This window comes from Rhodococcus sp. GA1 (genome assembly GCF_024321955.1).
Taxonomy (GTDB): domain Bacteria; phylum Actinomycetota; class Actinomycetes; order Mycobacteriales; family Mycobacteriaceae; genus Rhodococcus; species Rhodococcus pyridinivorans.
This window is the reverse complement of record NZ_CP097186.1, coordinates 1,203,343-1,215,816: the sequence shown is the minus strand read 5'-3', so window position 1 is coordinate 1,215,816 and position 12,474 is coordinate 1,203,343. Positions and strand designations below refer to the sequence as shown.

The 12,474-nt window shown below is 67.6% G+C and carries 12 protein-coding genes; 8 read left to right on the top strand and 4 right to left on the bottom strand.

Translation table 11 applies throughout. The features are described 5' to 3' along the window. Positions 1-50 precede the first annotated feature (50 nt). Positions 51-659, top strand: coding sequence for a ClpP family protease (locus M3330_RS05655; protein ID WP_006550621.1), 609 nt, complete (start codon positions 51-53; stop codon positions 657-659). Further along, positions 656-1,249 (top strand): ATP-dependent Clp protease proteolytic subunit, encoded by a 594-nt coding sequence (locus M3330_RS05650; RefSeq protein ID WP_006550620.1) that lies wholly within the window; start codon positions 656-658, stop codon positions 1,247-1,249. Before M3330_RS05655 ends, M3330_RS05650 begins: the two co-directional genes overlap by 4 nt. Positions 1,250-1,293: 44 nt before the next feature. Here M3330_RS05650 and M3330_RS05645 read toward each other — a convergent pair whose 3' ends face one another. Continuing rightward, a complete protein-coding gene (locus tag M3330_RS05645; RefSeq protein ID WP_369683118.1) occupies positions 1,294-1,629 on the bottom strand; it encodes a helix-turn-helix domain-containing protein in 336 nt (111 codons plus the stop codon). Between the two features lie 304 nt (positions 1,630-1,933). Here M3330_RS05645 and M3330_RS05640 point away from each other — a divergent pair, with 304 nt between their 5' ends. From M3330_RS05640 to alc, 3 genes are read left to right on the top strand one after another with little or no spacing between them, the layout of a single operon-like run. Further along, positions 1,934-3,208, top strand: coding sequence for an aldolase (locus M3330_RS05640; RefSeq protein ID WP_255027435.1), 1,275 nt, complete (start codon positions 1,934-1,936; stop codon positions 3,206-3,208). After that, a complete protein-coding gene (gene allB, locus M3330_RS05635; RefSeq protein WP_064852911.1) occupies positions 3,205-4,557 on the top strand; it encodes an allantoinase AllB in 1,353 nt (450 codons plus the stop codon). Before M3330_RS05640 ends, allB begins: the two co-directional genes overlap by 4 nt. Next, a complete protein-coding gene (alc, locus tag M3330_RS05630) occupies positions 4,554-5,522 on the top strand; it encodes an allantoicase (RefSeq protein WP_039586345.1) in 969 nt (322 codons plus the stop codon). The genes allB and alc overlap by 4 nt, the downstream gene beginning before the upstream one ends. A gap of 99 nt (positions 5,523-5,621) precedes the next feature. Here alc and M3330_RS05625 read toward each other — a convergent pair whose 3' ends face one another. Together M3330_RS05625 and M3330_RS05620 are read right to left on the bottom strand one after the other, a co-directional pair. Then, the gene (locus M3330_RS05625) at positions 5,622-6,878 is read right to left on the bottom strand and encodes an IS701 family transposase (RefSeq protein ID WP_006554210.1); all 1,257 of its coding nucleotides are present in this window, start codon (positions 6,876-6,878) and stop codon (positions 5,622-5,624) included. An 86-nt stretch (positions 6,879-6,964) separates the two neighbouring features. After that, a complete protein-coding gene (locus M3330_RS05620; protein ID WP_071936740.1) occupies positions 6,965-7,873 on the bottom strand; it encodes an IS5 family transposase in 909 nt (302 codons plus the stop codon). 255 nt (positions 7,874-8,128) lie between these two features. Between M3330_RS05620 and M3330_RS05615 the strand changes: the two genes are divergently transcribed. From M3330_RS05615 to M3330_RS05605, 3 genes are read left to right on the top strand one after another with little or no spacing between them, the layout of a single operon-like run. Further along, on the top strand, positions 8,129-9,523 hold the full coding sequence (locus tag M3330_RS05615) for a uracil-xanthine permease family protein (RefSeq protein ID WP_039586344.1): 1,395 nt from the start codon (positions 8,129-8,131) through the stop codon (positions 9,521-9,523). Further along, positions 9,504-10,559: an isopenicillin N synthase family oxygenase gene (locus M3330_RS05610; RefSeq protein WP_039586343.1), complete on the top strand. Its 1,056-nt coding sequence runs from the start codon at positions 9,504-9,506 to the stop codon at positions 10,557-10,559. Before M3330_RS05615 ends, M3330_RS05610 begins: the two co-directional genes overlap by 20 nt. Beyond that, the gene (locus M3330_RS05605) at positions 10,556-11,293 is read left to right on the top strand and encodes an alpha/beta fold hydrolase (protein ID WP_006550613.1); all 738 of its coding nucleotides are present in this window, start codon (positions 10,556-10,558) and stop codon (positions 11,291-11,293) included. The genes M3330_RS05610 and M3330_RS05605 overlap by 4 nt, the downstream gene beginning before the upstream one ends. A gap of 113 nt (positions 11,294-11,406) precedes the next feature. On the opposite strand, the gene M3330_RS05600 is transcribed toward M3330_RS05605, so the two are convergent. After that, the gene (locus M3330_RS05600) at positions 11,407-12,429 is read right to left on the bottom strand and encodes a BMP family protein (RefSeq protein WP_228044946.1); all 1,023 of its coding nucleotides are present in this window, start codon (positions 12,427-12,429) and stop codon (positions 11,407-11,409) included. Between the last annotated feature and the right edge of the window lie 45 nt (positions 12,430-12,474).

Here is a 12,474-nt window from a genome sequence, read left to right as displayed (position 1 = left end):
GTGAGCAGACGAACCGCCGGTTCGCACCCATCGGGGGTCAGGCTGGCTGCATGACGACCACCGAACCATTCTCGTACCGGGACCAACTGGCCGACAGGCTCTTCCGTCAGCGCATCCTGCGACTGACCGGAGAGGTGGACGACGAGATGGCCGAGCGCGTCTGCTCGGAACTCGTCCTGCTCGCCTCCGCCGACGACCGGCGCGACATCGTCCTGCACATCAACTCACCCGGCGGATCCGTCTTCGCCGGCCTCGCCATCTACGACACGATGCAACTCGTTCCCAACGACATCGTCACCGTGGCAGCGGGATTCGCCGCCAGTATGGGGCAGGTCCTGCTCGCGGCGGGCACCAAGGGCAAACGCGCGAGCCTTGCCCACAGCCGGATCATGATGCACCAACCGTCGGCCGGATTCTCGGGGACGGCCGTCGACATCGCGATCCAGGCCGAGAATCTCGAATACATGAAACTGCAGTCGCAGCAGATCCTCTCGGACGCCACCGGGCATTCACTCGAGGAGATCGAACGCGACAGCGACCGCGACCGGTGGTTCACCGCCGAACAGGCGCGCGAGTACGGCATCGTCGACACCGTCGTCGGGTCGCTCGCCGAACTGGCGCCGTTCGCCGCAGGACGGCAGATGGGACTGGGACGATGAGCACCTACACGATCCCCAACGTCATCGAACGCACACCGGCGGGGGAGCGGTCGTTCGACGTCTTCAGCCGGTTGCTCAACGAACGCATCGTCTTCCTCGGCACCGAGATCGACGACGGGGTCGCCAACGTCGTCATGGCTCAGATGTTGCACCTCGAGGCCGAATCCCCCGATCGGGAGATCGGGCTCTACATCAACTCGCCCGGCGGATCGTCCACCGCGATGCTCGCGATCTACGACACCATGCAGTTCCTGCGCCCGAAGGTCGCGACCTACTGCATGGGACAGGCCGCCTCGGCGGCCGCCGTGCTGCTCGCGGCCGGAGCGCCCGGCCGTCGGCACGTGCTCGCCCATTCGCGGGTGCTGCTGCACCAGCCGTCGGCGCAGGGGCAGGGCACCATCTCGGATCTGGCCCTGCAGGCAGCGGAGGTGATGAGGGTACGGGCCCAGACCGAGGAGATCCTCGCCGCGCACACCGGACGTGACATCGACCGACTGCGCCGCGACACCGACCGGGACCGGATCTTCTCACCGACGGAGGCGGTGGCCTACGGCCTGGCCGATCACGTCGTCGTCGATCGGGACGGATGACCCGTCACGCAGTCACGTGGTCACACTGTGACGCAGTCATACCGTCATGCCGCGCACAACTCGACGCCGGCGTGACCCGTGGTCCGAAGTGTGCGATGCGCGGTCATCCGGCGGATCCCGCGCGCGAGCAGTTGCTCCATCGGAAGTTCCAGCGCATCGCACACGGACCGCAGCATCTCGGAGGAGGCCTCCTTGCGCCCACGTTCGACCTCCGACAGATATTGCTTCGACATCCCGACCGTGCGGGCGACGTCCTCGAGGCTGCGGTCCTGATCGCGACGCTCGTCGCGCAGGATCTCGCCGTAGATCTGGCGGAGCAGCCGGGGCTCGGTGCTGTCGGCTCCCCGCACGGGAGTCCGTGCCGCCTTCGCGGCAGTCACACGTGCCGCCTTCGCGGCAGTCACACGTGCCGCCTTCGCGGCAGTCACACGTGCCGCCTTCGCGGCAGTCACACGTGCCGCCTTCGCGGCAGTGGCGAAATCGATCACGCGACCCTGCTCCGGCTCCATGCCGACCATTGTGCCGTCGATCCGGCGGCATCGGGCCGGGTTCTGCCGAGGACGAACACCGCCCCGGCAGATGTGTAACGGGCCCGTAACCGCAGTTAACCGAACACATGACCTGGCGCCGATAACGTCGGCGCACCACGACGTATACAGCCGTGGATACAGGACAGGAGTTCGGGTGCCGACAGGATTGCACAGGCTTGCGGCTGCGCTCGACGCGCAGCTCGCGGACACCGACGCGGCCTACGCCGCGACCTATCCCGGGACCGACGGTGCCCGCCAACCGGTACACACCGTCTACGTCCCGGCCGACCGCTACGATGCCGGGATCGTGGCGGGGTGGGGAGCCGACGCGCTCGACGTCCTCGACACCCACATCGACGGACCCGCGGACCTCGCCGCGGTCACCGGCATCGAACCCGAACTGGCCGAGACGGTCCTCCCGCTCGTGGAGGCCAAACTGCACACCGAACCGATCGAGGATCTGCGCATCGACTTCGAGGACGGGTTCACCCGCCCCGGCATTCCCGAGCACGAACGCGACGCCGACGAGGACGCCCACGTCGTCCGCGCCGCCGCCGCGCTCGCGACCGATCCCACCGCGGCACCCTTCGTCGGCATCCGGTTCAAGTCCTTCGAAGCCGCCACCCGGCGCCGCGGACTGCGCACGCTCGACACCTTCGTCGCAGAACTCACCGGAAAGTGTGCTCTCCCCGACGGATTCGTCGTGACGCTGCCCAAGGTCACCGCGCCCGAACAGGTGGCCGCCATGGTGACGGTCTGCGAATACCTCGAGGCCACCTACCCCCTCGCCGCACCCCTGCGGTTCGAGATCCAGATCGAGACGCCACAGGCGATCTGCGGACCCGACGGCACCGCGGCCGTCGCCACGATGATCCGAGCGGCCCGCGGACGCTGTTCGGGGTTGCACTACGGCACCTACGACTACTCGGCCGCGTGCGACATCGCCGCGGAGTACCAGGCGATGGACCACCCCGTCGCCGACCACGCCAAGGCCACGATGCAGGTCGCGGCAGCGGGCACCGGGGTGCGGTTGTCCGACGGGTCCACCAACCGCCTTCCCGTCGGCACCCGCGACGAGATCCGTGCGGCATGGGGACTGCACGCCCGCCTGATCGACCGGTCGCTGCGCCGCGGCTTCTACCAGGGCTGGGATCTGCACCCGGCGCAGTTGCCCACCCGCTACGCCGCGACCTTCGCGTTCTACCGCCGGTCGCTGTCCACCGCCGCGGGACGCGTCGCGGCCTACCTCGACCCGGCCCTGTCGTCGGGATATCTCGACGAACCCGCCACCGCCCGTGCTCTCGCCGACTTCCTCCTGCGGGGAACGAGCTGCGGAGCCCTCACCGAGAAGGAAGTATGCGATCGCACCGGCACGAATCTCGACCACCTGGCCCGGCTCGCGGGTCGACCGACGGCGGTGACGCGATGACCACCGTGATCCGCGCGCGACGCGCTGTGGTGGGGGACGAGGAACGCAGCTGCGCCGTCCATGTGCGCGACGGCCGCATCGTCGCGATCGAGGAATACGACGGTGCCGCTCCGGCCGGTGCGCGGGAGATCGTCCTCACCGACGGCGAGGTGCTGCTCCCCGGACTGGTGGACACGCACGTCCACGTCAACGAACCCGGCCGCACCGAATGGGAGGGCTTCGCGACGGCGACACGTGCCGCCGCGGCCGGGGGAGTGACGACGATCGTCGACATGCCCCTCAACTCCATCCCGTCCACCGTCGACGTGGCGGCCCTCGAGGTGAAGCAGAAGGTCGCGGCCGAGCAGGTCACCGTCGACGTCGGATTCTGGGGGGGTGCGATCCCCGGCAACCTCGCCGATCTCGAACCGCTCTGGGACGCAGGAGTGTACGGCTTCAAGTGCTTCCTCGCGTATTCGGGTCTCGACGAGTACCCACCGCTGGACCGGGAGCAGATGATCGAGGCGATGCGCGTGATCGCCGGCTTCGGCGGCCTGCTCATCGTGCACGCCGAGGACGAGCCGACCCTCGACGCTCAGGACCCGCCGGCCGGACGCCGGTACGACGACTTCCTGTACTCGCGACCACCGGTCGCCGAGTCCCGCGCTGTCGCCCAGGTGATCGACGGCGCGCGGCAGACCGGATGCCGCGTGCACATCCTGCACCTGTCGGATGCGGGAAGCCTTCCGCTCGTCGCCGCGGCGAAGGCCGAGGGGCTACACGTCACCGCGGAGACCTGCCCACACTATCTGTCGTTGTTCAGCGAGGAGATACTCGACGGCTCCACACATTTCAAGTGCTGCCCGCCGATCCGCGAGGCCCGTAACCGGGAAGCGCTGTGGCGCGGCCTGGCCGACGGCACACTCGACTGCATCGTCTCCGATCACTCGCCGTGCCTGCCGGAGTTGAAGAAGTTCGTCACCGGCGACTTCGGCGAGGCGTGGGGCGGAATCTCGTCGCTGCAACTCGGACTGCCCATCGTGTGGTCGGAGGCGCGCAAGCGCGGGCACACACTCGTCGACGTGGTGCGCTGGATGGCCGGTCGCACCGCCGACCTCGTGGGCCTGGCCGACCGCGGTGCCATCGCCGTGGGCAACAGTGCCGACCTGTGCGTCTTCGCGCCCGACGACGCCTTCGTGGTCTTCCCGGAGCGACTGCACCACCGCAACGCGGTGACGCCCTACGCCGAACGTGCACTGGCCGGGGTCGTGCGGCAGACCTGGCTCGCCGGTGAACCACTCACCGTCACCCTCGGCGCCACCGACCCCGCACCGCGTGGTGCGCTGCTCTCCCGAAAGGAAAACCGTTGACCGAAGCAGATTTCCTGCAACTGCCCGATCTCGCCGCGCGATCGCTGGGCGGAGCCGTCGTGTACGCGAACGACGAGTTCTTCGCGAGTCGCGAGAACCTGATCTCGCCGGGCGCACCCGATTTCGATCCTTCCGAGTTCGGGCACAAGGGAAAGGTCTACGACGGGTGGGAGACCCGGCGTCGCCGCGAACCCGGGCACGACTTCGCGGTGGTCCGGCTAGGCGTTCCCGGTGTCGTCGAGGGTGTCGTGATCGACACCGCCTGGTTCACGGGCAACTACCCGCCCTTCGCGTCCGTCGACGGGGTGAACCTCGACGGCTACCCGACCGATCAGGAGTTGCTGGACGCGCCGTGGGAACCGGTCCTCGAGCGCGTGGCCCTGAAGGGCGACACCGCGAACGCCTTCGCGGTGGAAGACGACCGGCGCTGGACGCACCTGCGCCTGAACATCTTTCCTGACGGCGGTGTGGCCCGCTTCCGGGTGCACGGATATGCACGCCCGGACCCGGCCTTCCTCACGGGCACGATCGATCTCGCGGCCCTCGAGAACGGTGGCGACGTCGTCGCGTGCTCGAACCGCTTCTATTCGTCGCCGCGCAACATCATCGGCCTCGGTCGCTCGCGGCACATGGGGGAGGGCTGGGAGAACGCCCGGCGCCGCGACGACGGCAACGACTACGTGGTGATCCGTCTCGCCGGGCAGGGATGCGTCGACCACGTCGAGGTCGACACCTCCTATTTCGTCGGCAACGCACCGGGAGCGGCGCGCCTGAGCGGAATCCCCAGCGGGGACGCGATGTCCGACGAATCGTCCTGGGTCGAACTCGTCCCGCGGACCGCACTGCTGCCGGACTGCCGGCACCGTTTCCGCGTCGATTCGCCGACGCCGGTGGAGTTCGTGCGGCTCGACGTCTATCCCGACGGTGGCATCGCCCGTCTGCGCGTGAACGGACGACTGACCTAGTAGTACTTTGTTAGGTTGGGAAGGTGTGATGGCAGGTCGGGCAGGTACCGATCCAATAGGCCAGTGTGCGTTGGAGTTCGCGCACAATGCCGTAGAGGGTCAGTCCCGCCCGATCGCTTTTGGGTCGGTCAGCCGCAGGGTGGTGAGAAACAGGTGTGCGGCGGTGACGAGGATGACGTGGTGGTGCCAGCCGAGCCAGGAGCGGCCCTCGAAGTGGTCGAGTCCGAGACCGGTTTTCAGTTCCCGGTAGTCGTGTTCGATGCGCCAGCGGATCTTGGCCAGGCGCACCAACTCTGACAGCGGGGTGTCCTCGGGCAGGGTGGCCAGCCAGAAGTCGGTGGGCTGCGCCGCGCCCGCCGGCCATTCGGCGAGCAGCCACGCCTGCGGCAGGGTTCCATCCTCGTCGCGGGGAATGGTGCGGTTCGCGGGGCGGATCCGCAGCGCCACGAACCGTGAGCGCATCACCGCGGTCGGGTTGCCCGGACCGGTCTTGGTTCCGCGGCGCCAGGTGACCTCGGTCAGCGCGCCTACTCCGGCCGCCAGAACGAGATCCCTGCAGGTCACGGCCGGTGGGTAGCGTCGGGTCGGAGGCCGCCCGCGCCCGGAGTACGCGGCGGCGGCCGGGACTGCATCGGCGGGGTGCGCGAGGGTGGCGCCCTTGACCGCCACGACATAGACCAGATCGCGGTCGGTCAGGCCCTGCCGGAAGGTCGCCGAGTCGCCGTAGCCGGCGTCGGCGACGATCACCGGCGGGATCCGGCCCCACGCGATCAGCTCGTCGAGCATCTCGAGAGCCATCACCGCCTTGGTGCGATAGCGCTCCTCGGTCGGGATCGCGTTGCGTCGCCGGCGAGCGGTGATCGCCGAGGCCGTCTCCGGATCGTCGCACCGCTGATCGTCCCAGCTCTCAGGCAGATACAGCCGCCAATCCAAGGGTGCGGACGCGGTATCGGTGGCGGCGTGCACACTGACCGCGACCTGGCAGTTTCCGACCTTGCCGAGGGTGCCCGAATACTGCCGGGCCACACACGGCGAGGCGTCACCGTCCTTGGCGAATCCGGTGTCGTCGATCACCCACGCATCCGGGGAGATCAAATCACACGCTTTGCGGGACAGTGTTTTCCGGACCGGTACCGGATCCCACGGTGAGGTGGTGACGAACTGCTGCAGGCGTTGGTGATCGATCCCGAGGCGGTCGGCCATCGGCTGCATCGACTTGCGGCGCCCGTCGAGCATCAACCCTCGCGCATATACCCCGGCCGTTGCTCGCTGGTCCTTGCGTTTGAGCGAGGAGAACACCTCGCCGATGAACGCATCGAGACGTTCACCGACATCGGTCAGGGCTGCGGCATCCACCTGGTTATCGTCTCGGACATCTCGCCGAATCTCGAGGCCTCACACCAGGAAGTGGTGAACCTAACAAAGTCCTACTAGGCCCTGTTTCATAAGCAAGCGCTCCGCAACCACATATTGATCGCAGCGATACGCACCACCGCTGTGTAACGGACCGCGAGCTTGTCGTATCTCGTTGCCACAGCACGATTCTGCTTGAGCAGGTTGATCCCGCACTCGACAGCATGCCGCTGCTTGTAGAGTGCGGGATCGAACTCCGGCGGCCTACCGCCGACCGATCCTCTGCGTCGGCGATGTTCCACCTGATCCGACTTGACCGGAATCGTCGCCCGAATCCCGCGTTTACGCAGGTGAGCGCGATTGGCAGCGCTGCTGTACGCCTTGTCCGCCAACACTCGATCCGGTCGCGTCCGAGCCCGGCCACCACCGAGGCGAGGCACCTCGATCGCAGCGAGAACCGTCGTGAACTGCGGGCTGTCCCCGTATTGACCGGCGGTAATCACGATCGACAAGGGCTTGCGGCCCTGTTCGCAGGCCAGATGCGCCTTGGTGGTCCACCCGCCCCGCGAACGACCCAAGGCGTGGTCGTCCGGTTCGGTCTCTACCCCGCCGGGTGGCTCACGCTGGAGATCACCGTCTTTGCGGGCGCCAGCGGCGTGCTGGTGGGCCCGTGCGATCGTCGAGTCGACGCTTACGTCCCACGTGATCTCACCGGCAGCGTCGGCCAGGGCCTGCAACGCGGTCAGGATCTGCGTCCACACCCCGGCGCGTTGCCACCGGCGGAACAGTCCGTAGACCGTCTGCCACGGTCCATATCGTGTCGGCATCTCCCGCCACGGTGCGCCGGTGCGGATGCGCCACCTGATTCCGTCGATGAGCTGGCGTTTCGTCCATTTCGGTGGACGGCCGGTCTTCTGTGGACAGGGCAGCAGCGGCGCCAACCGCGCCCACTGGGCGTCGGTCAGGTCCGCGCGCCGCTGGACGGCTACGCTGGGCACGAGGTCTCCGGTATTCAAGGTTTTGCTTGGTCGCTAAACCCCGATACCGGAGACTTCACTCATTCAGTTGTTGCGACACTCCTGCTGGCACCATCTCGGTTCAAGATCACTTTCGAAACACGGCCTAGCTCCGATGCGGGTGCGGTGAGCGGTTTCTTACCCGCGCGAAACACGATGACTCGAGCCCGAAAACTTCGGCCCCCAAGCTGTATCCGGCACCGTATACAGCACTGCATCCGAAATGGGAGCGATCACATGACCTCACCGCACCCCGTCGACGCGCGACTACCGTTCCTCCGGCAGTTCGCGTTCGGCCTCCAGCATGTCCTGATCATGTACACCGGATGCATCACCGTCCCGTTGGTCTTCGGCGCGGCCGTCGGACTCGACCGAGACACCATCGCGATGCTCATCAGCGCCGACCTGTTGATCGCCGGTCTGATCACCATCGTCCAGAGCCTCGGTGTCGGCAAACTCATCGGTGTCCGCCTACCCATCGTCTGCGGTGCGACCTTCGCCGGCCTGACGCCGATGATCCTCATCGCGAAGGAATACGGCCTGCAGGCCGTCTACGGCTCCATGCTGATCGGCGGCATCGTCGGTCTCGCCCTGGCCTGGCCCTTCGCCAGGATCATCCGTTTCTTCCCGCCGCTCGTCACCGGTGCCGTTCTCACCGTCGTAGGAATCTCGCTCATCGGCGTGGCCGGTGGGTTGATCGTCGGTACCGACCCGTCGTCGCCCACCTTCGCCTCGCCCACCAACATCGCCCTGGCCGTGCTGGTGATCGGCGTCGCCGTTGCCTTCCTGTGCCTCGGTCGCGGCATCTGGGCCCAGCTCGGGGTCTTGATCGCCCTCGCCGTCGGCACGGTCGTCGCGGTCCCGCTCGGCCTGATCGACCTCGGCGGCGTGACCGGTTCGTCGTGGGTGGGTCTGCCCGCGCCCTTCCACTTCGGTGCGCCGGAATTCCCGATCACCGCGGTCGTCGCCATGAGCATCGTCATGGCAGTGGTCTTCGCCGAGTCCACCGCGAGCATGCTCGCCGTCGCCGAGATCACCGGCAAGCGCGTCAGCAAGGGCGACATCGCTCGTGGACTCGCCGGCGACGGAGCGTCCGCCGTGCTCGCGGGTGTCTTCAATGCCTTCGTCGACACCGTCTTCACCCAGAACGTCGGTGCGGTCGCCACCACCCGCGTCTACAGCCGCTACGTCACCGCCACATCGGGTGCGATCCTCGTGGTCCTCGGCGCGTTGCCCAAGGTGAGCTCGGTGGTCGCGGCGCTGCCGAAGCCGGTGGTCGGCGGTGTCGGCCTGATCCTGTTCGCCACCGTCGCCCTCGTGGGCATCAACACGCTGCGCTCGGTGGACCTGTCCGACCGCATCAACTCGACGATCGCCGCCGTCGCGGTGGGTGTGGGTCTGCTGCCCGAACTCGCCGAGGGCATGTTCGAGCGCTTCCCGTCCGCTGCGCAGATCCTGCTCGGCAGCGGCATCACGCTCGCCGCGATCGCGGCATTCTCGTTGAACCTGCTGTTGAACCACACTCGTCTCGGGACACTGGCTCGCGCGTCCCGGTCCGGCACGCCGGCCCCCGTCACCTCGGCCGGTACCATCTCTCCCAACGGAGTTGCCCATGAACCAGTCGCCGTCTGACGCCTTCGTCGTTCCCGCCGTCGACATCGGCCCGTACGTTCGGGCCGGCGACGAGGCCGAACGAGCTCGTGTCGCCCGTGAGATCGACGAAGCCTGCAGCCGTGTGGGATTCGTTCAGATTCTCGGACACGGCATTTCCGATCCGGTGGTCGACGGCCTCGCCGATGCCCTCGACGACTTCTTCGGTCTGCCGATGGACGACAAGCAGCAGTATCGGGTGGTGGGTGCGAACCGCGGGTACAGCCCGCCGAAGAGCGAGTCGCTGAGCCTGAGCCTCGGCGTCGAATCCGCCAGCCGCATGAACGATTTCTTCGAGGCGTACAACGTCGGCGTGGAGGCCCGGTCGTTCGCCCACCTGGACCTGTCGGAGGACGACTACGGAATCAACGTCTGGCCCGACGTCCCCCGCTTCGAGGACCGTGTGCAGACCTATTTCACCGAGGCTTCGCGGGTCGCGCGGACCCTCACCCGGATCTTCGCCGACGCCCTCGGGCAGGCCCCCGACTACTTCGAACGGCTCACCGACCACTCGATCGACGTGTTGCGGATGAACAACTACGCGCTGCCCGAGGGCACCGTCGACCTCGACGGCGATCTCACCGGCATGGGTGAGCACACCGACTTCGGGATCGTCACCGTGCTGTGGGCCGATCGGGTCGCGGGGCTGCAGGTGCTCGGCTCCGACGGTGTCTGGCACGACGTCGAACCGCTGCCCGGCGCCCTGCTGGTCAATCTCGGCGATCTCACCGCCCGCATCACCGACGACCGGTGGATGTCGACGCTGCACCGCGTCAAGCCGCCGATCGTCGACGGGAGGATCCGGCGCCGTCGTTCGGTGGCGTTCTTCCACGACGGCAACGTCGATGCGGTGGTCTCCACGTTGCCCGAATATGCGGGCCTGGAACCCTATGAACCCATCCTGATCCGCGATCACATCAAAGCGAAGCTCGCCGGGTCGCGGCACGGCAAGGCCAACACCGCTGCTGTGCGGGAAGCCGCCCGGGTGCTGGCGGCGACGGGGGAGAACCGCGAGTGAGTCATGTCGTGCTCGTGCACGGCGCGTGGGCCGGAAGTTGGGTGTGGGACACACTGCTCGAACCGCTCCGTCGGGCCGGGCACGTCCCACATCCGCTCGAGCTTCCCGGTGTCGGATCGTGGGGTGCCGACGACGTGACGCTCGACGACGTCGCCGCGGTCGTGGCCGACCACGTTGCCGGACTCGACGGTCCGGTGATCCTCGTCGGCCATTCCGGTGGCGGCATCGTCGTCACGCAGGTCGCGGAGATGCTACCCGAGCGTGTCACCGGGGTCGCCTATGTGGCGGGGATGATGCTTCCGTCCGGGGTCGACTTCGGGATGCTCTGCGACGGAATCGGTCTCGAATCGCCGGTGGGCATCTCGCGATGGCTCGAACCCACCGAGGACGGTCGCGGGACGATCGTGCCCCCGGAGGCCGGTGCGGCGGTGTTCTTCCACGAGGCGGATTCGGCCGACGCGATCGGTGCCGCGCGCCGACTCGTGCCGCAACTCGAGACCACCCGGCTCATGGCGCCCAGCTGGACACCGGAACGATTCGGGCGCCTGCCACGCCTGTACGTCGAAGCGACACTGGATCGTTCGGTTCCCCTCGTCACCCAACGGGGGATGCAACGCCTCACCCCGGGTGCGCAGGTCGTGTCGCTCGAGTCCGACCATGCGCCACAGCTGTCCGCCCGCGACGACCTCGCGGCGGCGCTGGTGGAGTGGTGCGCGGAGCGCGTCCGAACATAGGTCGGATCTTCACAAAGGTCGAAGCTACGGAACGAGACCGACGTTGTGTGCGAAATCCGGTGGGAAATCGCGCACAAGGTCGGTCTCGTTCGTTCTACAGGAGGTGCTCCGGGTCAGTCGCCGCCCTTGTACTCGACCTCGAACTCGCCGGCCATGATCCTCTCGCGGTACTCCTCGAACAGCGCCATCGCCTCGGGCGAGATCTTGTCGGCGAAGGCCGGATTGATGACGACGTCCAGGCCGCCTTCGGTGATGTCCACCTCGTAGTACTTCGCCGGGTCGACGTTGCCGGCCTCGACGTCGGCGATCATCGCGCGGAGGACCTCGTCGAGATTCCACACGACGGAGGAGACGACGTTCTGGGGTGCCAGCGGGGTCTGATCCATCGTGTAGCCGGCGACGCCGACACCGCGCTGCTTGGCGCCCTCGATGGTGGCCGCGTCGACACCGCACGTGGAGAACTGGTCGGCGCCCTGGTCGACGAGGGCGTTGACGGCCTCGATGGTCTGGGCCGCCGCGTCGGACCATCCGCCGATGTAGGACGGACGCAACTGGATCTCACCGGGGCCCTTGTAGGTCAGGCGCGCGCCGTCGGCGAACGCCTCGATCTGGGCCTTGCACACCGGGATCTCGAAACCGGCGGTGCCGGCGAGGATGCCGGTCTCCGTCAGGTCGCCGGCGAGGATGCCGGTGAGGAACGAACCCTGATAGAACGGCTGGCTGTAGTCGGCGAGGTTGGCGGTGATGTCGCCGAAGCCGCCGGGATAGGCGAACAGCACGTCGGGGTAGTCGGCGATGATGCCCTTGATGGGTTCGCCGTAATTGAACGAGTGGCCGACGATGAGCTGGTTGCCGTCCTCCGCGAGGTCGGTGACGATCTGGGCGATCTGCTCCGAGGTCGCGCCCGAATCCTGCTGCACCACGGTCAGGTCGATAAGACCTTCCGCTTCGAGTTTCTCGGCGCCCTCGACCATGCCCTGGTTCCAGCCGACGTCGTTGACCGGACCCGAGGTGATGATCGCGGCCTTGACGACCCCGTCGGCCGAGCCGCTCCCACCGGGGTCGGAACTCGAACACCCGGTCACGGCGGCTCCGACGACGGCGGCGGCCGCCACAGCGGTACCCAATTTCTTCACGTGGTTCTCCTCGGGGAAGGGAGGGCTCGCGACTGCGAACCCCAG